The organism is Stenotrophomonas sp. LARHCG68 (genome assembly GCF_052871705.1).
In genome coordinates this window covers 19,601-40,622 of the sequence record NZ_JBIXJV010000009.1, presented here as the reverse complement: position 1 = coordinate 40,622, position 21,022 = coordinate 19,601, and the positions used below count along the sequence as shown (strand labels likewise).

25 protein-coding genes and 1 pseudogene are annotated in these 21,022 nt (G+C 65.0%); all 26 read left to right on the top strand.

Annotated features, from left to right (window positions below):
* Positions 1-10: 10 nt before the first annotated feature.
* The 26 genes and pseudogenes from ACIPR8_RS19570 to ACIPR8_RS19445 all read left to right on the top strand — a co-directional run bounded on the left by ACIPR8_RS19570 (position 11) and on the right by ACIPR8_RS19445 (position 21,016).
* Complete coding sequence (locus ACIPR8_RS19570) at positions 11-289, top strand: uridylate kinase (protein WP_446542110.1); 279 nt, start codon at positions 11-13, stop codon at positions 287-289.
* Positions 290-572: 283 nt separating this feature from the next.
* Positions 573-1,303, top strand: a pseudogene (locus ACIPR8_RS19565) (GTPase).
* An 11-nt stretch (positions 1,304-1,314) separates the two neighbouring features.
* Entirely contained in the window at positions 1,315-1,533 is a 219-nt protein-coding gene (locus tag ACIPR8_RS19560) for a hypothetical protein (RefSeq protein WP_446542109.1), read from the top strand.
* Positions 1,534-1,625: 92 nt separating this feature from the next.
* Entirely contained in the window at positions 1,626-1,979 is a 354-nt protein-coding gene (locus tag ACIPR8_RS19555; RefSeq protein ID WP_446542108.1) for a DUF3085 domain-containing protein, read from the top strand.
* 148 nt (positions 1,980-2,127) lie between these two features.
* Positions 2,128-2,970: a phosphoadenosine phosphosulfate reductase domain-containing protein gene (locus tag ACIPR8_RS19550; RefSeq protein ID WP_446542107.1), complete on the top strand. Its 843-nt coding sequence runs from the start codon at positions 2,128-2,130 to the stop codon at positions 2,968-2,970.
* 4 nt (positions 2,971-2,974) lie between these two features.
* Entirely contained in the window at positions 2,975-3,484 is a 510-nt protein-coding gene (locus ACIPR8_RS19545; RefSeq protein WP_446542106.1) for an XF1762 family protein, read from the top strand.
* Between the two features lie 264 nt (positions 3,485-3,748).
* Positions 3,749-4,666, top strand: coding sequence for a DUF3577 domain-containing protein (locus tag ACIPR8_RS19540; RefSeq protein ID WP_446542105.1), 918 nt, complete (start codon positions 3,749-3,751; stop codon positions 4,664-4,666).
* A gap of 57 nt (positions 4,667-4,723) precedes the next feature.
* On the top strand, positions 4,724-5,413 hold the full coding sequence (locus ACIPR8_RS19535) for a DUF3275 family protein (protein WP_446542104.1): 690 nt from the start codon (positions 4,724-4,726) through the stop codon (positions 5,411-5,413).
* Between the two features lie 95 nt (positions 5,414-5,508).
* Complete coding sequence (locus ACIPR8_RS19530) at positions 5,509-5,832, top strand: hypothetical protein (RefSeq protein WP_446542103.1); 324 nt, start codon at positions 5,509-5,511, stop codon at positions 5,830-5,832.
* Positions 5,833-5,911: 79 nt separating this feature from the next.
* Positions 5,912-6,211 (top strand): hypothetical protein, encoded by a 300-nt coding sequence (locus ACIPR8_RS19525; RefSeq protein WP_446542102.1) that lies wholly within the window; start codon positions 5,912-5,914, stop codon positions 6,209-6,211.
* 602 nt (positions 6,212-6,813) lie between these two features.
* The gene (gene ltrA, locus ACIPR8_RS19520) at positions 6,814-8,532 is read left to right on the top strand and encodes a group II intron reverse transcriptase/maturase (protein WP_446542101.1); all 1,719 of its coding nucleotides are present in this window, start codon (positions 6,814-6,816) and stop codon (positions 8,530-8,532) included.
* 218 nt (positions 8,533-8,750) lie between these two features.
* Entirely contained in the window at positions 8,751-9,011 is a 261-nt protein-coding gene (locus ACIPR8_RS19515) for a hypothetical protein (RefSeq protein ID WP_018715755.1), read from the top strand.
* A 76-nt stretch (positions 9,012-9,087) separates the two neighbouring features.
* Entirely contained in the window at positions 9,088-9,738 is a 651-nt protein-coding gene (locus ACIPR8_RS19510; RefSeq protein WP_446542100.1) for a hypothetical protein, read from the top strand.
* 25 nt (positions 9,739-9,763) lie between these two features.
* A complete protein-coding gene (locus tag ACIPR8_RS19505; protein WP_446542099.1) occupies positions 9,764-10,912 on the top strand; it encodes a DUF6094 domain-containing protein in 1,149 nt (382 codons plus the stop codon).
* A 51-nt stretch (positions 10,913-10,963) separates the two neighbouring features.
* Positions 10,964-11,284 (top strand): methyltransferase, encoded by a 321-nt coding sequence (locus ACIPR8_RS19500; protein ID WP_446542098.1) that lies wholly within the window; start codon positions 10,964-10,966, stop codon positions 11,282-11,284.
* 89 nt (positions 11,285-11,373) lie between these two features.
* Positions 11,374-11,679: a hypothetical protein gene (locus ACIPR8_RS19495; RefSeq protein ID WP_446542097.1), complete on the top strand. Its 306-nt coding sequence runs from the start codon at positions 11,374-11,376 to the stop codon at positions 11,677-11,679.
* A gap of 134 nt (positions 11,680-11,813) precedes the next feature.
* Positions 11,814-14,093: a helicase-related protein gene (locus tag ACIPR8_RS19490; protein ID WP_446542096.1), complete on the top strand. Its 2,280-nt coding sequence runs from the start codon at positions 11,814-11,816 to the stop codon at positions 14,091-14,093.
* A 137-nt stretch (positions 14,094-14,230) separates the two neighbouring features.
* On the top strand, positions 14,231-14,830 hold the full coding sequence (gene pilL2, locus ACIPR8_RS19485) for a PFGI-1 class ICE element type IV pilus protein PilL2 (RefSeq protein WP_013520773.1): 600 nt from the start codon (positions 14,231-14,233) through the stop codon (positions 14,828-14,830).
* Complete coding sequence (locus ACIPR8_RS19480; protein WP_446542095.1) at positions 14,827-15,471, top strand: hypothetical protein; 645 nt, start codon at positions 14,827-14,829, stop codon at positions 15,469-15,471. The genes pilL2 and ACIPR8_RS19480 overlap by 4 nt, the downstream gene beginning before the upstream one ends.
* A gap of 14 nt (positions 15,472-15,485) precedes the next feature.
* A complete protein-coding gene (locus ACIPR8_RS19475; RefSeq protein WP_446542094.1) occupies positions 15,486-16,223 on the top strand; it encodes a TIGR03759 family integrating conjugative element protein in 738 nt (245 codons plus the stop codon).
* The gene (locus tag ACIPR8_RS19470) at positions 16,205-16,807 is read left to right on the top strand and encodes a transglycosylase SLT domain-containing protein (protein ID WP_446542093.1); all 603 of its coding nucleotides are present in this window, start codon (positions 16,205-16,207) and stop codon (positions 16,805-16,807) included. Before ACIPR8_RS19475 ends, ACIPR8_RS19470 begins: the two co-directional genes overlap by 19 nt.
* Positions 16,804-17,352 (top strand): integrating conjugative element protein, encoded by a 549-nt coding sequence (locus ACIPR8_RS19465; protein WP_343928788.1) that lies wholly within the window; start codon positions 16,804-16,806, stop codon positions 17,350-17,352. Before ACIPR8_RS19470 ends, ACIPR8_RS19465 begins: the two co-directional genes overlap by 4 nt.
* A 4-nt stretch (positions 17,353-17,356) precedes the next feature.
* On the top strand, positions 17,357-19,546 hold the full coding sequence (gene traD, locus ACIPR8_RS19460; protein ID WP_446542092.1) for a type IV conjugative transfer system coupling protein TraD: 2,190 nt from the start codon (positions 17,357-17,359) through the stop codon (positions 19,544-19,546).
* Positions 19,543-20,304 (top strand): TIGR03747 family integrating conjugative element membrane protein, encoded by a 762-nt coding sequence (locus ACIPR8_RS19455; RefSeq protein ID WP_446542091.1) that lies wholly within the window; start codon positions 19,543-19,545, stop codon positions 20,302-20,304. The genes traD and ACIPR8_RS19455 overlap by 4 nt, the downstream gene beginning before the upstream one ends.
* Before the next feature lie 98 nt (positions 20,305-20,402).
* Positions 20,403-20,786, top strand: a complete 384-nt coding sequence (locus ACIPR8_RS19450; protein WP_446542090.1) for an integrative conjugative element protein, RAQPRD family — start codon at positions 20,403-20,405, stop codon at positions 20,784-20,786.
* Positions 20,783-21,016: a TIGR03758 family integrating conjugative element protein gene (locus ACIPR8_RS19445; protein ID WP_446542089.1), complete on the top strand. Its 234-nt coding sequence runs from the start codon at positions 20,783-20,785 to the stop codon at positions 21,014-21,016. Before ACIPR8_RS19450 ends, ACIPR8_RS19445 begins: the two co-directional genes overlap by 4 nt.
* Positions 21,017-21,022: the final 6 nt, after the last annotated feature.

Below are 21,022 nucleotides of genomic sequence, written 5' to 3'. Positions count from 1 at the left end.
GAGCACCCTCATGTTCCCCGACCTCATCTCGCCCGCGCTCGACTTCGAGCACCAGTTTGGAGCCTGCGTCAATGCCATGAGCCAGGACGACGCCATCGGCCAGATCCTGGTATTCGAGCGCATGCGTGGCACGCTGCACATGCGCCATATCGCCAGCGCCGATCTGGTGGACACCGACGTGGACGACTACGAAATGGTCGTGTTCGACGGTGGCAACACCAGCGGCGATACATGGAAGCATGTCTTCTTCCCGCGTCAGCGCGAGCACTACTTCGTTTACGAAGCCTGACGCCCCCAAGCCCCTTTCGAGGGGCTTTTTCTTGCCCGCAGCGAAGGAAAGCGGATACGGCGCGGTGCGGTTTCCTGCGGGCGGGCCGCTCACTCCAAGGCCATCCTTGCCCCATGTTCGTCGACGCTGCCGACACATGCCCAGGCAGCCAAGACCTTCGAGGCTGCAAGCGCGGGAAACCGTGCTGGTCGTTTCTTCCTACGGACGTACTGCGTCCATCCACCCACAAGGGACCTCTCCCTTGTGGGCGGGGAATCCCTTGTTCTTCCTCAAGGAGATTCCCATGGATCGCTCTCTCATCAAGACCCTGATGCCTTCGCTTGTCGCAGGCCATGTGCCCCGCAACGTGCGGTCGTTCAAGTCGACGGCAAGGTGGTCGCGGCCAACGACGATGCCATCGTCGTCAAGCTCAAGCCTTCCGAGTTTGCGGTGCTCGATCCCAACCTGGTGACCACGATTCCCACCGAGGGCGCCAAGGTGCATGTCCAACCCTATGCCCGTCGTCGTTTCGACGGCCTGCGCGCGGACACCCCGGAGGTCATCACCGAGAAGACTTCGGATGGCACGCCGTACACCATCACGAGGCACATCCTCGGCTCCGCGCCGGCCAAGCTGCCCGTTCCCAAGCCGCAGTGCATGGAGTTGGGCCAGCTCATCGAGCAGTTGGAGGAGATGCCGGCCCCTGATCGCTTCCGGCGCATCACCCACATGCTGGTGGATGCCGGCGCTCGCGACTTCACCTGGGTCGACCCCACGCCCTCCAAGATCATCGAGACGCCGCCGGCGATCAGCTTCACGGTCTCGACCGCGAAGTTCGAGGGCCGGGTGACGATCCTCTACGACCGCGGCGCGGACACCTACGCGGTGGAACTGCACCGCAACGGCGAACTGGTCGATCGGCACGACGAGGTGTATTTCGACATGCTCGGCGAAGTGCTGGAACGGCTCATCGACGACGGGCGCTGGCGCCTGATCGACGTGAGCGTGATCGACGCCAAAGCGGCCCGCCGCTAGGCAGTGCCGGCATGACGTCCAAGGCCGGCGACTGCTGGGTGGTGTATTCGCCCAACGAGTCGGCCATCGGTGACAGCGCCGGCTTCTGGTCCAACGAGTTCGGCTGGGTCCCGTTCGACCAGGCGACGTGCTTCTCGGCGGAAGAGACCGGGAGCTTGCAGCTTCCGATCTCAACTGGCGGTGATGCGCGCTTCGTTCCATGTCAGGAGGCCCAGCGGCACCACGGCTGACGCCGAAGCCTACCGGCCACAAGCCCCACGGGCCTTCCATCCATCCGGGTGGAGGGCCTTTTCTTTTCCATTCCACACAGGAGATTTCAACCATGTCCCTGCGATTCAAAGGCTCCGACCTGCGCCCTGTGCTGGCCGAGGCGATCGCCACCCAGGGCCGCGTGATCCTCGCCAAGGATCAAGGCGTGTACTTCCTCGCCGAGCGCGGGGAACGCCGCCCGGACGGTCGGGTGAAGCTGTTGGCCTATGCCGTCGGCTGCAACCCGGATACCGATCCGTTCGATGACTGGTGGGAACTGGCACGCGCCGAACTGGGCGGCGACGACTTCGGCGAGTTCTTCGATCCGAAGGAAGGCGTCTTCGCACGCATCCTGCACGGCACGGACGACCTGATGCTGTCCGCCACCGCCACGCATCTGTCGCTGGAGGTGGTCCCCCCGGCATAGCGCAGCAACCGCCGCGCGGCCCTCGCAGCCCCCATCCGGGGGCTTTCTTTTCTTCGTACCGCGGCCACCGCCGCGCGTGCGCGTTCGTCTCCGGCCGCCATGGCCTGCCTCGTCGGCCTGCCGCCGACATGCCCACGGAGACGACCGCATGCACGACCCGTTCAAGATCACCCAACCCACCTGCATCAGCTTCTCCGGGGGACGCACCAGCGCGTACATGCTCTGGCGTGTGTTGCAGGCCAATGGCGGCCTGCCTGCTGACACCGTGGTCTGCTTCGCCAACACCGGCAAGGAAGTGGAAGCGACCTTGCGCTTCGTGCGCGACTGCGCCGAACGCTGGCAGATCCCGATTCACTGGCTGGAATACATGCCCATGGAGCCGGGCTTCATGCTGGTCGATTTCGAGCGAGCCAGCCGTCTGGGCGAACCGTTCGAGGCGCTGATACGCAAGCGCCAGTACCTGCCCAATCCCGTTGCGCGCGGCTGCACGACCAGCCTGAAGATCCGCCCGATGCACCGCTACCTGCGGCATCTGGGCTGGACGGACTGGGACCAGATGATCGGCATCAAGGCCGACGAGCAACGGCGCGTCGCCAAGATTCGCGCACGCGGCCACTCCACCGAATCGACCCCCGAAACCATGTGCATGCCGCTGGCGGATGCCGGCGTCACCGTGCGCGACGTGGGCACCTTCTGGCAGGCGCAACCGTTCGACCTCAACCTGCTGACGGTGAATGGCCGCACGCTCGAAGGCAACTGCGATCTGTGTTTCCTGAAGCCGCGCGGGCAGCGCCTGGCCCTCATCAAGGCCCGGCCCGAAGCCGCTGTGTGGTGGATTCGCATGGAATCCCTGAACCTGGCGAGCAAGCCCAGCGGGGCTCGGTTTCGCGCCGATGGTCCCAGCTACGCCGACCTGGCGCGCTTCGCTGCCGACCAGGGCGACCTGTTCGATGCCGCCGAGGAACCGCTCGCCTGCTTCTGCGGCGATTGATGCTGTGCGCACGGCATTGGCCTCGCCACGGCTGCAACTGATGCCCGTGTCGCTGCGCACCGCCAATGCCTTCGTGCAGGAGCACCATCGGCACCACCGTCCGGTTCAAGGGGCGAAGTTCGCCCTGGCCGTCACGCTGTCCGGCAGCGACGGCATCTGCGGCGTGGCCATCGTCGGTCGCCCGGTCGCGCGTCACCTGGACGACGGCTGGACCCTCGAAGTCACCAGGCTCTGCACCGATGGCGCACCGAACGCCTGCAGCAAGCTCTACGGAGCCGCCTGGAAGGCGGCCAAGGCCCTGGGCTACACGCGGCTGATCACCTACACCTTGCCCGAGGAAGGCGGTACCAGCCTGCGCGCTGCCGGCTGGCGGCTGGTCGGTACGCGCGGCGGCGGCACCTGGAGCCGCCCCAGCCGTCCGCGCGCCGACACCCCCGACCACCTGCGCGGCCCCAAGTGCCTGTGGCGCGCGCCCGGCGGCGCGGACAAAGGGAAACGCCCGGATGCCGATTGATTGCTGCCGCGCGCGCGAGGCCCGGCCATGCTGGCCCCATGCCTGCTGACGTTGTCAGCGACATGCCAGGCAACCATCGGTCTTCGAGGTTGCGGCGCAGTTCCCACTGCGTGACCGACCCAGCTCGCACCGCATCCATCCGCGAGCGGCCACCAGTCTCTGGTGGCGGATGCTTTCGCCTTATCAACCCACCGCGGGGTTACGCACCTTTCCCCGCATGCGTGGGGCTGGTGTGTCTCCGCTTCTTCCCTATGGAGATTCACCATGAACACCACGTCCAACGAGAAATCGTATTTCGACCTCCACACCTCGGGCATCGGCTACATCCAGCGTGTCCGTGAAGTGCCTGTCCGGGGCGGCCGCCGTGCGCAGCCTTTCCTGGCATGCACCGTTGCCGCGCTGGTCGGCCCCGCCAGGGACCCCAGCTACCGCTACTTCGACGTCAAGGTCTCGGGTGCCGAGGCCAAGAACCTCGTCCAGCGCTACATCGGCGTTGACGATCCCAAGCAGCGCCCGCTGGTGCGCTTCCGCCTCGGCGACCTGTGGGGCGATGCGTACATCCGCGACAAGGGCGAGCGCAAGGGTGAAGCCGCCGCGTCCCTCAAGGCGCGACTGCTCAAGGCCGAGCCGCTTGACCGGGCCGAACTGGCTTCCATCAAGCAGCACGAGCTGATCACCCGCGGCATCGGCTACCTCAGCCGTCCGAAGGACGTCACCCCCAAGGATGGCGATCCGTTCCTGTCGTGCTGCGTCGCGGCTCTGGCCGGGCCTGTCGGTGAACCGGACTATCGGTACTTCGACACCATCGTCGCCACCCCTGAAGCCGAGCACCTGGTTCGCCGGTGCGTGCAGGCCATCGAAGGGGACCGCAAGGTACTGATCGCCTTCAAGTTGAACGACATGAAGATCGATCCGTACATCCGCACCAAGGGTGAGCGCGCCGGGGAGCCGGGAGCGAGTCTGGAATCGACGCTGATCCACATCGGTCTGATCAAGATCGACGGCACCCAGGTCTATCCGACGAGCCAGGCGCAAGCCGAGGCGCCGCAGGCCGAGGACGCACCCGCGCCCGAAGCCGAGGACGCCGCCGACACCGCTGCCGACCAGCCTATCGAGCCCGCCGAGCGCGAGCCCGCCGGTGAAGTCGAAGAGCGGGAGCCGGCATTGGCTGCTTCGTTCTGATCCGGCATGGCCCCTCACGGGGCCTTGCCTTTTTCCTATTCCTCAAGGAGAAGCATCATGGCAGTCACATCGGCACCCGAGAAATCGGCCACGCCCATCACCGTCCCGGGCCAGCTCGCGCTGCGCACCATTCACGGCCGCAACGGAAAGTTCAATGTTGGCAAGCTCGAATGCCAACTCGGCAAGTTCACGATTAAAGACGCGGAGTTGGAGCAATACCCCGAGGGCAAGTATCAAGGGGAGTTCGTCCTTCGCTACATCTTCCTCAAAGGCTATCCGATCAGCGACGGCAGCATGCGTTTCGAGATGCGCGCCAACCTGGACGGCATGACACTTTTCGGCATCGACAAGCTGAGCAAGGCCGAAGCACATAGCTTCGCCCCGCAGGAAGTCGATCCGCTCGATGAAGAGCAAGGGACACAGCCTGCGGCAACGCCGGCCAAGCCCGCCAAGGCATCCAGGGCCGCCAAACCTGCACCCGTGCAGACGTCCGCGGACCCGCTGGTCGATACCACGCCCTTCGGCGTGGACGCGCCGCCTGCTGCGGCTGCTGCCCCCGGCAGCACCGAGGATGGCGACGCCGCGCTGTTCGGCCTGTTGTGGCCGCTGGGCGAGTCCGTGAAGCTGGATTCGACCATCGACCGCCGCGCCCTGCGCGCGCAGATCGCCCGCCTGGGCGAACTGGGCTACGCGCTGGACTTCAAGACGCAGGAGTGGAGCCGCAAGGCCGAACTGCAACCTGCGTGATTGCAGACGCCGCATCCGCGGTGTTCTTCATCCACCCGCCGGGGTTCCTTCCCCATGCGGGGTGAGGCCCCGGCATTTCCTCGGAGGTCTCCATCATGTCCACCATCGCTTGCGATACACCCTGTTCCACGCTGGATGAATCCGCGTGGTGGGCTCTTTGCACGGCGGCTGCCGAACGCGCCCAGCGCGGTTGCGGCCTGTCCTACGACCACTACGTGACGCTCTTCAGCTCGGAGATCGACACGCAAGCCAATCGCTTGCCGGATGACCAGCGCGTTCAGGCGCTGGAAATCGCGACCCGGGAATGGGACTACGCAACACCTGCCGAGCGGCAGGAAACCCAGGACTGGCTCGCCGACAACGGCTGCTGTTCGCATGGGATCACGCTGGGTTGCTGCCCGGCCGGTTGCGGTTCCTAGCCCGCACTGCATTCCATCACCCGCTGGGGGTTCTTCCCCACGGGGAGGCCTCTGGCTCTACTTCTTCAGGAGGCCTCTCATGGGCTGGTATTTCTCTCCCAAATCGCGGTCTGAACTGATCGCGGAACTGATCGCACCGCAGGAGACCGAGCGCGCCAGCGTGAAGGTCATCGCCCACACGCTGCGCGGCAACGTCCTCTGGTCCGTCGCGGAAGTGACGGCCAGGGCCGAAGGCGTGCATCGTGATCTCGCACCGGGCCAGTCCCTGCGCTACATCCGCTGCGATCTTCTGGAGCGCAGCGGCAACCAGTGGGGCTACAAGCCGCTGGACGAGTCCATGCACCCCTACTACTACTCGTGCCCGCTGTGTGCGACCTGAAAGTCGCTTCGTTGATTGTTCCAGCTACGCAAGTAGCGAGGGAACCTGGTGTTCCGTCATCAGTAGCCTACCGACACATGCAGGACTGGCAACGGTCTTGTGTGAAGCTGTCGGGACAATGCACTCAGGCCATTTGGCCGCGCAGAGCCGTGAGGCAAAGCGTCCACTGCAAGCATCAATGCGGGGTGAGGCTAGGCTGGGAGACATGATCAGTAGATGCAAACTGTCGATAAACGTCGTGACACGTAACGAGCCAAAGATGCTGTCAGGCTCGAACCAAAAAGGTATGCGGCTGGATGCTTCCTTACAGTGTGGGAGCACACGGACACAAGGCCGCCGGCGAAGAGACAGGATCTAAATCTTCCTTGTCAACGTAGTGAAACAGGATAAGCCCGTATCGCTGCCCTCTGGGCAGATAGACCGTAAGGAATGTTGTTGGCGGTGCGGGTATGAGAGTGTGGAGAAAGCGAATGTCGCCCTGTAATGGGGCGGATAGGGGTTGAGCCGCAAGGCAACATCACCCCGCGCGAAAGCGAGCAGACTTCCACTTGGTCTTTCTCTACGAGAAAACTTGTCCAACCTTCTTCAAGAGGGAAATGCAGATGGCTACGCAAGAAATTGCTTGCGCGGGTGCGCCCTCACGCGAATCGGTCACATGGCACAGCATCGACTGGGCTAAATGTCATCGTGAAGTGCGAAGGCTCCAAGCGCGTATCGTAAAGGCAACACGGGAAGGGAAACATGGCAGGGTGAAAGCCTTGCAGTGGATTCTGACCCACTCGTTCAGCGGCAAAGCTTTGGCCGTCAGACGAGTCACCGAGAACCAAGGCAAAAGAACTCCGGGCGTGGATGGCATCACGTGGTCCACCCCGGAAGCCAAATCTCAAGCCATGTTGTCAATCAAGCGGCGCGGGTATCGTCCCCAGCCGCTGAAGCGTGTCTACATTCCCAAAGCCAATGGGAAAATGCGGCCGCTGGGTATCCCGACCATGAAGGACAGGGCGATGCAGGCGCTATACCTGCTGGCTCTCGAACCCGTGGCCGAGACCACAGCGGATCGAAGCTCGTTTGGGTTTCGACCAGAACGATCTACAGCGGATGCGATAGGGCTGTGTTTTACACAGTTAGCTCTGAAACGCTCCCCGAAGTGGATTCTTGAAGGCGACGTCAAAGGCTGTTTCGACAACATCAGCCATGACTGGCTCATGGGTCACGTACCGACGGATCGTGAGATTTTGAGGAAATGGCTCAAGGCTGGGTACATGGAAGATCGGCAACTTTTCCCAACCGAAGCCGGTACCCCGCAAGGGGGCATCATCTCGCCAACCCTGGCGAATCTCGTCTTGGACGGGCTGGAAGCCAAACTAGAAGCCGTGTTCGGTAGAGCACGGTATATCAATGGCAAACAGACCCGGCTGGCTGTTAACTATGTGCGCTACGCGGACGACTTCATTGTGACGGGACGCTCGAAAGAGCTACTGGAGCAAGAGGTCATGCCGCTTGTCGAGGAATTCATGCGGGAACGAGGGCTCACGCTCTCACCCGAGAAGACCAAGATCACGCATATAGACGAGGGCTTCGATTTCCTAGGCCAGAACATCCGCAAGTACAACGGAAAGCTGTTAATCAAGCCGTCGAAAGCGAGTGTGGCAACCTTCCTCGGGAAAGTTCGCGCCGCGATCAAAGGAAACAAGGCGGTGAATCAGCAAAAGTTGATTCGACTTCTCAATCCAATGATTCGGGGCTGGGCAAACTATCATCAGCACGTCGTGTCTTCCGCGACGTTTGCCTATGTCGATCATGAGATTTGGAAAGCGTTGTGGCGATGGGCCGTTAGGCGGCACTCACAGAAGGGAGCAAGGTGGATTAAACGCCGTTACTTCCATGCCGTGGGTGACCGTAGCTGGGTATTCGCAGAGGCAACGGGGGAACGATTCCCTGATGGGAAGCCAATCCTGAAGTCTTTGCGGTATGCAGTTGATACGCCCATTCGGCGACACCGACCGATCAAGTTGGCAGCCAATCCATTCGACCCCGTGTGGGAGACGTATTTCGAGGAGCGTGTAAGCCTCAAGATGCAGAACTCACTAAAGGGAAAGAAGAAGCTCATCAACCTCTGGTTGGATCAGGATCGTCGTTGTCCAATCTGCGGCGAATTGATCACGCAGGAGTCGGGGTGGCATGTCCATCACATCATCCGGCGGGTCGATGGCGGAAAGGACGGGAGCACCAATCTCATCATGGTGCATCCGAACTGCCATAACCAAATACACGCCAATGGTCTCAAGGTGGTGAAGCCGGTTCGCGAAAGCGGGCTTTGAAAGGCTTGAGCCGTATGAGGGGAAACTCTCACGTACGGTTCTTAGGGGGGGATGGTGCCAGCAATGGCCTGTCCCTACCCGATCCTATCTGGACCTCGCACCGGAGCAGTCCGCCGACTGGCGTGCAGGCGTTCGCGCCTACCACGCGCGGCGTCGTACATCCACGGTTGCCCCGGCACCCGCCGCGGCGCTGTTGGCCTGAGTCAGGAGGAACCGACATGGACCCGATCCTGGCTGCGCTCCCCGCCTCGCTGTTAAAGCTCGTTGAAGGCAGTTTGTCCAACGACGAAGTTTCCTCCGACGAGGAAATGCTGGGGTACTTCATCGACAACGGCCTCACCGAGGAGCAGGCACGGCAGGCACTGACCTACCGCGACCAGTACCTCAACAACATCTACCTGGACGGCTTCACGCCGATCACCGCGGTGGACGAGGCGCTTCACTTCAATCCGCACACCCGGCAGTTCGAGCCGGACTGAGCGATTCTCTCCCACCCCCTGGGGCAGTACCTGCCCCGGCGGGCGGTGCTGTTCCCGTTCATCCGAGGACACCACCATGCCCGCGAACACTTCTTCCACCACGCTGTACCGCATCGACGAATGCCCGGACGTGATGGCCGACGCCTGCGTCGGCGATGACCAGGGCAACCTGATCTTCCTGTCCATCTGGGCACGCGACACCGCCGTCCAGCAGTTCCTCGCTCGCCTGACCCTCGGGCGCGACGAGCAAGGACTGGACCAGTTCCACGTCATCACCAACCAGGGCGGCAGCGTCCCGGTGCTCATCGGCAACGTCGATCGACTGGAAAAGCGCATCACGCGCGCCTACCGGCGAACGCTGTTCGGATCGCTCTCCAACGTGTGGCTGTTCGACCGGCGCTGCGTCAAGCCCGACAAGGCCAACGCCAGCGCGCTGGCATTGCTGCCACAGGGCAGCGCCCACCGGCTTGACCGCCTGTGGATGCTGGTGCGGGACACCTGCCCGTTGCCGCTGCTCGACCACTGGCGCGAGACCGTGCTGGAACTGCTGCAAACCCGCGAGATGCTGGCCCGCCTTCCGTTCGCCCTCGGGCCACTGGAAGGCCATCGGCTCGCCATCGACGTGCCGGCGCTGACCCTGGCGCTGGGTTCCCTGATCCGCAGTGACGTGCTCACCGCCTATCCCTATCCGGCCAAGATCTGGACGCCGGAAGCGGTAGCGGCTTGACCCACCCGCGGAGGCACGCCTTGGCGTGCTTCCGCCATTCCTTCCCGCCAACCAGGAGACTTCCATGGCCCTCATGTTCCCACGGCTCGCCCGCAATTTCGCCAAGAACGGTTACTACCCGACCGACGAACCCACGCTCGAAAGAGCCCTCAACGCACTGATGCCCAGCGACGGGCCAATGTGCATCCTTGATCCCTGCGCCGGCGAAGGCGTGGCGATCGCCGAAGCCGCCCACGCTCTCGGGCGCGAGCATGCCAAGGCGTTTGCCGTCGAGTTCGACGCGGAGCGGGCACGCCATGCCCGCGGCCTGGTCGATCACTGCCTGCACGCGGACCTGATGGACACGATGATCTCCAAGCAGTCCTTCGGACTGCTCTGGCTCAACCCACCGTATGGCGACCTGTCCAAGGACGTCAACGGCAACATCGGCTATCAGGGCCAGGGCCGTGCCCGCCTCGAAAAGCTGTTCTATCAGCGCAGTTTGTCGTTGCTGCAATACGGCGGCGTGCTGGTCTTCATCGTCCCCAGCTACGTGCTCGACGCGGAGCTGGTCGGCTGGCTGACGCGCCACTACACGGACCTGCGGATCTACCGAGCGGTGGAGACGCAGTTCAAGCAGGTGGTGATCTTCGGCCGCCGGGTCCGCCAGCGCGAGCAGGCCTCGGATGGCGTCAAGGCCGTGCGCAATCTGCTGCTGCAGGTTGGTCAAGGCGAGGTCGAAGCCGAGGAGCTGCCGAGCGATTGGCCGTTCCTGCCGTACATCGTCCCCGCCAGTCCGGCCGAGCCGGAGCATTTCTTCCGCGTGACGATGGAGCCGGAGCAGTTCGCCGACGAGGTTGGCAGGCTGCAAGGCCTCTGGCCGTCGCTGGATACGCACCTGGGGGCCGCGCAGCAATCGCTGCGTCCACCGGCGCGGGCCTTGTCCCACTGGCATCTCGCCCTGGCTCTGGCCGCGGGCGCGATCTCGGGGGTTGTGCGCTCCAAGACCGGGCGCCTACTCGTCGTCAAAGGTGACACCCACAAGGACAAGACGCTCCAGCGGGAATTCACCGAACGCGAAGACGGCTCCATCGCCGAGACGCGCATCCTCACCGACAAGTTTGTGCCCGTCATCCGTGCGTGGGACATGACGCCTGGCTCACCTACACGGGGCGAGGTGTTGACCATCCGCTGATCCACCGGACGCGCTGTCGTCCTGCTGTACTACCTCGAAGGAGAAAACACCATGCTCTCAAATCCGTTCAAGCGGCCGGCGCCGCACAAACCACCGTTGTTCGCACCCAGTACGCTGAAGTTGAGCGAGAAGGTGCATTGGCTGGCCCGCAAAGGCCTGATCGACCCACTCGCCTTTGTCCAGCGCCATGTGCGCGGGGACTGGGGCGAGATCGATGAGGCCACACGCCAAGCCAACGACGTGGCGATCCAACAGGACAACCTGATGATCTCGCAGTTCAGGATCACGCCGGACCTGGCGCTGATCGTCAAGACCAGCGAGGACCACCAGACCACGGTGGTCCAGCTTCCCGAAGAGCGGGACCTGATCTGAGGTCCCACATCGTCATCTTCATCCACCTGACGGAGCCACTTCACTCCGCCAGGGGTGTCGTGGCTCAATGACCCATCAAGGAGGAGCCCATGGCATCGCATCGGATCGAAACCTACTGCCAGCGGCTGGCATTCCCCATCGGCGCGCTCATCTTCAGCAGAGGCATCAACTTCCTTGTCACCGCGGGTCGCCTGGACCCGATTCCGTACTTCAGACGGCACACCCGTGGCGACTGGGGCGACGTGACCGCCCAGCAATGGGAGGCCAACAGCTCCGCGCTTCAATCAGGCGCGCCGCTGGAATCGCACTACGTGATCCACCCGGGACTCGCCATTCGCATCATCACCGATGCGGGGCGCAGCGTCACCGCCATCGTGCTGCCGTCCGAAGACTGAGCACGTTCACCCGCGGGCCACCCAGGCCAGCATCTTCAACCACCTTCGGCCAAGCGCCGATTCTCTTCCCACCACGGGGCATGCCACTGCCCCGCCGGGGGTGGTGCATGCCCCATTTTCTTTGGAGCATCACCATGTCCCTCGATCTCGAAACCACTGCCGCTGAAGCCACGCCCGTCCAGGGCGAACTGCTCGACGCGGAATCATCCCCTCTGACCCTGAGCCTTCAGGATTTCGTCGGCGAGTTCGGCGACGAACTGCTCGACGCCCTCAACAGCGCCAATCCGCCGGTCTATACCGGCCAGCCCCAGGCGCACCGGCAACTCATCGTCGCCAGCCTCAAACGCAAGCTGTTCCAGGCCCAGGCCGAAGTCGTTCATGCCGCCGCCGAACTGCTTGTCGACCGGGGCGAACGCGCCGCGATCGTCAATGGCGAAATGGGTTGCGGCAAGACGACCGTCGGCATCGCCACGGCCGCCGTGCTCAACGCCGAAGGCTACCGCCGCACCCTGGTGCTGTCGCCACCGCACCTTGTTTACAAGTGGCGGCGCGAGATCCAGGAGACGGTAGCGGGCGCCAAAGTGTGGGTGCTCAACGGGCCGGATACGCTCGTCAAGCTCATCAAGCTGCGTGAGCAGTTGGGTGTCCAGCCCACGGGCCAGGAGTTCTTTGTCCTGGGCCGCGTCAGGATGCGGATGGGGTTCCATTGGAAGCCTGTCTTCACCCAGCGGCGCACCCGCCACGGCGACGTGGCAGCGTGCCCTGACTGCGGCACGGTCATCACCGACCTCGACGGCGAGCCGGTCAACCCGGTCGCGCTCGAAGCCGAGGAGTACCGCAGGAAGTGCAGCCACTGCGCCGCGCCCCTGTGGACGCTGATCCGCCCGCGCAGCCTGTCCGGCAGCGATCAGTCCTCGGCCGTCCTCAAAGCCTTGAAGCGCATCCCGACCATCGGAGAAGTCACTGCGCAGAAGCTGATGCAGAAGTTCGGCGACGGCTTCCTGGCCTCGATGCTCGGCGACAACATCCATGAGTTCATCAACCTCATGGACGGCAACGGCGAACTGGTGTTTTCCGACCGTCAGGCCACGCGCATGGAACGCGCGATGGCCAACATGGAGTTTGGATTCGGTGAGGGTGGCTACCAACCCAGCGAATTCATCAAGAGGTACTTGCCGCAAGGCACGTTCGACCTGCTCATCGCCGACGAGGCGCACGAGTACAAGAACGGTGGCAGTGCCCAAGGCCAGGCGATGGGCGTGCTGGCGGCGAAGGCTCGCAAGACCTTGCTGCTGACCGGCACGCTGATGGGCGGCTATGGCGACGACTTGTTCTATCTACTGTTCCGAGCCCTGCCTGGGCGGATGATCGAAGACGGCTACCGCCCGACCACGAGCGGCAACATGACCTCGGCCGCGATGGCGTTCATGCGCGATCACGGAGTCTTGAAGGACATCTACTCCGAGAGCACCGGCACGGCGCACAAGACGGCCAAGGGCACCAAGGTATCGGTGCGCACGGTCAAGGCCCCGGGCTTCGGCCCCAAGGGTGTCTTGCGCTGCATCCTGCCGTTCACGATCTTCCTCAAGCTCAAGGACATCGGCGGCAACGTCCTGCCGCCGTATGACGAGGAGTTCCGTGAAGTCGCGATGGACACGGCGCAAGCCGCGGCCTACCGCGATCTGGCGGGTCGGCTGACCGCGGAGCTGAAACAGGCTCTGGCGCGACGCGATACGACCTTGCTGGGCGTGGTCCTCAACGTGCTGCTGGCCTGGCCGGATTGCTGCTTCCGGTCGGAGACCGTGGTGCATCCGCGCACGCGCAACACCCTGGCGTTTGTCCCGGCTCAGTTCAACGAGTTCGAGATCAGCCCCAAGGAGCGTGAGCTGATCGACATCTGCAAAGAGGAGAAGGCACAGGGCCGCAAGGTCCTGGCCTACACGGTCTATACCGGCACGCGCGACACCACGTCGCGCCTGAAAGTGCTGCTGGAGCAGGAAGGTTTTCGGGTGGCAGTGCTGCGCGCAAGCGTGGATGCCAGCCGTCGCGAGGACTGGATCGCCGAGCAACTGGACCGTGGCATCGACGTGCTCATCACCAATCCCGAATTGGTCAAGACGGGATTGGACCTGTTGGACTTCCCGACGATTGTGTTTATGCAGTCTGGCTACAACGTCTATAGCCTTCAACAGGCGGCACGCCGCTCCTGGCGCATCGGGCAGAAACAGCACGTGCGCGTGATCTACCTCGGCTACGCTGCCACTTCGCAGATGACCTGCCTGGAGCTGATGGCCAAGAAGATCATGGTCTCGCAGTCCACCTCGGGCGACGTGCCCGAATCGGGGCTCGATGTCCTGAACCAGGACGGCGATTCCGTCGAGGTCGCACTGGCCCGGCAGCTTGTCGCCGCATGACACGTTCCACTTACGGCCCTTCGGGGCCGTTTTTTTTCCGCTCCCGGTAAATCGGGCGCTGCATGGTTCGCATTGTTTGCTGCCGCTCGTGGCCCGAGCGGCGATGGTGAGGGCTCGATGTTTCAGGACGCCGAGCTATGTGCCCCTCTCCACCCTGGTTTCACCATCCCGAACGCCGCCTGCTGGCGGGATTTCTCGGCCTACTGTGGTCGGTGCTGGCCGGTGGCTGCGCGACGACGACTGCGCCGGTCGCGCTCGACACCATCGAGGAAGTCTCGGCCGCGCCCGAACCCGAAGCGCCCGAGTACATCCCGGTCGTGCGCTACGCTCGCTACACACTGGTCGAACTGGCACCCATGGCAGCGCAGCGCGACCTGCTGTTGCAGACCATCGACGTGTCCATGCCCGAGGATGCCCGCGCCACGGTCGGGGATGGGCTGCGGCACGTACTCAAACGCAGCGGCTACGGCCTGTGCCAGACCGCGCATGCCGTGATCGAACTGTACGCACTGCCGCTGCCGGCGGCGCACCTGCATCTCGGTCCCATGACCTTGCGCGATGCACTGCTCACCCTGGCTGGGCCGGCCTGGGAACTGCACGCGGATGACCGCGCACGACAGATTTGCTTCGACCGGCCCGGCGACCGCGTGGCCGTCGAACCCACGCCCGAGCCGAGCGCCGCCGATGCAGTGCAGACCTTCCCGCTGATGCCTTCCATTCCAGGAGGCCAGCCATGAATGCTCCGCAACCTTCGCGGCGCCCGACCGCCGCCGTGGTGGCGCAAAGCCTGCTCTGGCTCTGGCTGATCGGCCTCAGCGTCATCGTGGCGCTCGGCTACCTGGCGATGCGCGACCAAACCGACCAGGACCGGCTGGATTCACGCCTGCAACGCCTGGAAGCGCAGGCGACTGGCCTGGCCGAGACGATCGAGGCTATCCAGCAGCGTCCTGCCGTCGCAACGGCCGCTGACCTCAAAGATACCCGCCAAATCCTGGAAGCACGCGCCGCCCAGGTGGAGAAGTCGCTGAACGGCTATGCCGCCGCCGACGATCTTCAGGCACTGCGCGCGGAGATCGAGCAGATCAAGACACGCCAGACCGCCGCGCGTGCCGCAGCGCCCGTCCAAGCACGCGCACCAAGCAAGCCCGCCGCCTCCAAGGCCGAACCGCCGCCATTGCCGTTCCGCGTCGTCGGCGCCGAACTGCGCGCCGGCCAGCGCAGCGTGTCCGTCGCGCTGACAGCCGGGGACCTCACACCCGACCAGCTTCAGGTGCTGCTGCCCGGTGATGCGGTCGGCCCATGGCGTTTGCAGGCGGTCGAGGGCAACACCGCGGTGTTCCAGGCCGGCGACCAGACGCGCCGCGTGGCGATACCCTGACCGGAGCACACCCCATGAAGCCGTCGATCCTCCTTTCTGCGTTCGTGCTGGCGTCGGTGCAGTGGCCCGCCTGGGCGCAGCAGCCCCCCACAGCCCCCGCGCGCACTGCACAGAGCCAGGAGCGCCCGCTGGCCGCCCGCGTGCTGGACGACCGGGTGGCAAGCGAATGGGGCCTGCAACCGCAGGAATGGGCACGCTACCGCGAGTTGATGGACGGGCCGCTGGGCATCTACTCGCCCAATCTGGACCCGCTGTCTGCCCTGGGCATCGAGGCGCGCACCGACGAAGAAAGGCGGCACTACGCGGAGCTGCAGGTGCAGGTCGAGGCGCGCCGCGTCGAGAAGCTGCTCGCCTACCAGCGCGCCTACGACGAGGCCTGGCAGCGCCTGAACCCCGGCATGCAGCGCGTGAACCTGCCCGACGACAAGCCGGGCGCCGGCACACCCACCAATCCTTTGCGCGGCAGCGGCCGCATGGCGGTGTTCGTCAAGGACGGCTGCGCGTCCTGCGGGCAGCTCGTGCAGCGCCTGCAATCCTCGGGTGCCGAGTTCGACCTGTACATGGTCGGCAGCCGCCAGGATGACGCACGCATCCGCGACTGGGCCAAGCGCGCACAGATCGACCCGGCGCGCGTGCGCAGCGGCAGCATCACGCTCAACCACGATGGCGGCCGCTGGCTATCGCTGGGCCTGCCCGGTGATCTGCCCGCGGCCGTGCGCGAGGTGAACGGCCAATGGCAGCGCCAGCCGTAGCCGCCTCCGTATCGCAGTTCTTGCGCGCACTGGTGCTCGCCGCTGGCCTGTGCGCCTTCGCTGCCCATGCCCAAGAGGTTCCGCCACCGGCCTACCAGCTTGCCGCCCAGCGCGCAGGCATCCCCTCGACGGTGCTCTACGCCGTGGCCTTGCAGGAGAGCGGCATCCGGCGCAACGGGCGCATCGTCGCGTGGCCGTGGTCCCTCAACGTCGCCGGCCAGTCGCGCCGCTTCGCCACGCGTGCCGATGCCTGCGCCGGCCTGCAGCAGGCGATGCGAACCACGACGCACACGCGCATCGACACGGGCCTGGGCCAGATCAATCTCGGCTACCACAAGCACCGCTTCACCAGCGCGTGCGACCTGCTGGACCCGTACCGCAACCTCGCCATCGCCGCCGAGATCCTGAAGGAACAGCACACCCCCGGCGAGGACTGGCTGCTGGCGATCGGCCGCTACCACCGTCCCGCAGGCGGCGAGCCCGCCGCCCGCTATCGGCGCAGCGTGTCCCGCCACCTTGCCCGCGTGCAGGGCACGCGCCCAACCGCCGCGGTCCTCGCCGCGCGCCAGGAGACCTCCCGATGACGAAACCCCATCCGGCCCATCTCGCCTTAAAGGGCCTGCTCGTGCTGCTGGCAGGCCTGCCGCTGGCCGCGCGTGCCGGCGAGCCGCTGATCGTCGTCGAAGATCGCGGCGGCACGTCGGCGCTGCCGTACTACGAGGCCCTGAACCTCCAGCCGCGCGCCAACGCGCCGGCCCGGCCACCCATCCCGAAGCCCCAGGTTCCTGCCACACCAGCGGACGAAGCCGCGATGCTGCCGGTGCGCAGCGCCAAGCTCACGCCCGGCACCGTCGCACGCCGCGTGATCGAAGCGCCCGGCCTGCGGCCGTTCGTGGTCATCGGCGACGACGAGGCTTCCCGGGCCTGGTTGCAGCGCCGCGCCGCCGCTTTGCGTGACCGCGGCGCGGTCGGCCTGGTGGTCAACGTCGAGACCGTGCAGGGCCTGGCGCGGCTGCGCGCCCTGGTGCCGGGCGTGCCGCTCGCCCCCGTGGCCGGCGACGACCTGGCCGATCGCCTGGGCTTGCGGCACTACCCGGCGCTGATCACGGCCACCGGCATCGAGCAATGAAGCCATGTCGGGGAAACAGCCGGTCGAGGTGTTGCTACGCCCAGCGGTGGAGCTATACACCGTCGCGGCGTGTGCAGGCGCCGCGTTTCTGTGCCTGGTGGCCCCATGGTCGCTTGCGCTGAGCCCGTCGATGGGCGTCGGCAGCGCGCTGGCGTTCGGTGCCTACGGCGCGATCCGCTATCGCGATGCCCGCGTCATCCTGCGCTACCGGCGCAACATCCGCCGCCTGCCGCGGTACGTGATGACGAGCAAGGATGTGCCGGTCAGTCAACAGCGGCTGTTCGTGGGGCGCGGGTTTCTCTGGGAGCAGAAGCACACCCACAGGCTCACGCAGACCTATAGGCCCGAGTTTCGCCGCTACGTCGAGCCGACACCAGCCTACCGGCTGGCGCGGCGCCTGGAAGAGCAACTGGAGTTCGCACCGTTCCCGCTCTCGCGCCTGGCGAAACTCACGGGCTGGGACGTGCCTTTCAACCCGGTGCGGCCGCTGCCGCCGGTGGGCGGGCTGCCGCGGCTGCATGGCATCGAACCCGACGAGGTGGACGTCAGCCTGCCGCTGGGCGAGCGCGTCGGGCACTCGCTGGTGCTGGGCACCACGCGCGTGGGCAAGACGCGGCTGGCCGAGTTGTTCGTCACGCAGGACATCCGCCGCAGGAACGCCGCGGGCGAGCACGAGGTCGTCATCGTCATCGACCCCAAAGGGGACGCCGACCTGCTCAAGCGGATGTACGTCGAGGCCCTGCGCGCGGGCCGTGAGGGCGAGTTTTATGTCTTCCACCTGGGCTGGCCGGACATTTCCGCGCGCTACAACGCCGTGGGCCGCTTTGGACGCATCAGCGAAGTGGCGACCCGCGTTGCAGGACAGCTCTCAGGTGAAGGCAACTCAGCCGCCTTCCGGGAGTTCGCGTGGCGGTTCGTGAACATCATCGCGCGCGCCCTGGTGGAACTGGGGCAGCGACCGGACTACATGCTGATCCAGCGGCACGTTATCAACATCGACGCGCTGTTCATTGAATACGCCCAGCATTACTTCGCCAAGACGGAGCCCAAAGCCTGGGAGGTGATCGTCCAGATCGAGGCCAAGCTCAACGAGAAAAACATTCCCAGGAACATGATCGGCCGCGAGAAGCGCGTGGTCGCGCTGGAGCAGTACCTCTCCCAGGCGCGCAACTACGACCCGGTGCTCGACGGCCTGCGCTCGGCGGTGCGCTATGACAAGACCTATTTCGACAAGATCGTCGCATCGCTGCTGCCGCTGCTGGAGAAGCTCACCAGCGGCAAGATCGCTCAGTTGTTGGCCCCGAACTATTCGGATCTCAACGATCCCAGGCCGATCTTCGATTGGATGCAGGTCATCCGGAAGCGCGCCGTGGTCTATGTGGGCCTGGATGCGCTGTCCGATGCCGAGGTCGCCGCGGCGGTCGGCAATTCGATGTTCAGCGATCTCGTTTCGGTCGCGGGGCACATCTACAAGCACGGAATCGACGATGGCCTGCCGGGCGCATCGGCTGGCGCGCGCGTGCCGATCAACGTCCATGCGGATGAATTCAACGAACTCATGGGCGACGAGTTCATTCCGCTCATCAACAAAGGCGGCGGTGCCGGCCTGCAAGTCACGGCGTACACGCAGACGCTCTCGGACATCGAGGCCCGCATCGGCAACCGGGCCAAGGCCGGCCAGGTGATCGGAAATTTCAACAACCTGTTCATGCTCAGGGTCAGGGAGACCGCCACGGCCGAACTGCTGACGAGGCAGTTGCCGAAGGTCGAGGTCTATACGACGACCATCGTCTCGGGCGCCACCGACAGCTCGGACATTCGCGGCGCGACAGATTTCACGTCGAACACGCAGGACCGGATCAGCAGCACCAGCGTACCGATGATCGAGCCGTCGCATGTCGTTGGCCTGCCCAAAGGCCAATGCTTCGCGCTGCTGCAGGGCGGCCAGCTTTGGAAGGTGCGCATGCCGCTGCCGGCGCCGGACCCGGACGAAGTGATGCCGCAGGATCTGCAGCAACTGGCGGGGTACATGCGCCAGAGCTACAGCGAGGCCACGCAGTGGTGGGAGTTCACCAGTTTCGCGGCCTTGCAGGATGCGTCCTTGCCCGACGATCTGCTGGACGATGCCACCCCGGTCGAACCTGACGCAATGGCCACCGGCGGCGGCGACAGCACCGACGAGGCCGCGCCATGAAGGACGCCGCCTCGACTGCGCAGCGGGAGCAGAACCAGCGCCAGGGGCTGATCGTCGGCACCATCACCTTACCGTTCCGGCTGCTCGGGGTGCTGATCGGCTCGCTGCTGTTCTCGATCGTGGTGGAGTGCGTCGGCATGCACCTGTTCTGGAAGGACCAGGGCTGGCGGCACTCCCAGCAGATGTTGCAGTACGAATTGGGGCACCTGTCGAACCACTTCACGCGCAGCGTGGTCGTGCAGGAGCCAGGGCGTACAGCACACCAACTGGTGGATACCGGCTACGAATGGGTGTTCGTGCGCTCAGGCTTGCTGGAGCGCATGAGCCAGACCGCAGAGCGCGCCCGTGCGCCCAGCCAGGGCAAGAGCCAGGACGGCGTGCGCAACTTCCGCTACTACATCAGCCAGGTCTATGTCTGGGCCGAGAGCTACCTGATCGCCGCAGCCTTCACGACGCTCACGTTCCTGGTGCGCCTGCTCGTCCTGGTGCTCACGCTGCCGCTGATCCTCACCGCGGCCTTCGTCGGCCTGATCGACGGACTGGTGCGGCGCGACGTGCGCCGGTTCGGCGCAGGCCGCGAATCCGGCTTCATCTACCACCGTGCGAAAGCCTCGTTGATGCCGCTGGTCGTGCTGCCGTGGGTCACCTACCTCGCGCTGCCGATTTCGGTGCATCCGCTGGTGATTCTGCTGCCCAGCGCGGCCTTGCTGGGACTCGCGGTGAGCCTGACCGCAGGCAGCTTCAAGAAGTACCTCTAGGCCATCAATCCGGTCGTGTGCGGGTTCCTATTGTTTGCGGCCTAAAACAGCCCTGATCTCCACGATCAACCCATTGCTGATCACACAGGAATGGCGCGATGGTGGCTTCGATCTGGCTGCGCGCCGCGCATCGCGGCGTGCCCACTTTTCTCGTGACGGCCCTCGTGCTGGGGCAGTCCCCGATGGCGTTGGCCGAGTCCCCGGCGCAGCGCCAGGAACTGATCGCCGCGGTGCGCCAGCTCGACGCGCTGGAGCGCACCGTCGCGGACAGCGCCGCGCATACCCCCATCACGCCGGGCGAGCGCTACCACTTCGACTACCCGAGGCTGTTGGCTGACCTGGCGCGCGTGCGCGCTGGCATCCGAGCCCATCTCACACCGTCGCGCGCCCAGCCGCGCGACCCCTCCGAACTGGCCGGCGACTACCGCACCGAGCGGGCGTCCGAGCCGCTGCCGGCGACGACTGCGGAGGGCAAGCCATGAACGGCGCACAGGTTTCGGCATTTCAAGCCAACAGCGGCATCGCGCCTTCCGCGATGGCGGTCGTGCTGGTCGGCGCCGTCTTCGCCGTGCTGCTCGTGTGGGGCGTGTGGGCCATCCGAACGGCCTACGTGGGGTGGTCCGAGAGCCGCCTCAACCAGCGCCAGTTCCTCGGCGTCTGCATCCGCTTCGTCGCGATGTACCTCGTCCTGACCTTCTTCCTCCTCTCCTGACCTGAA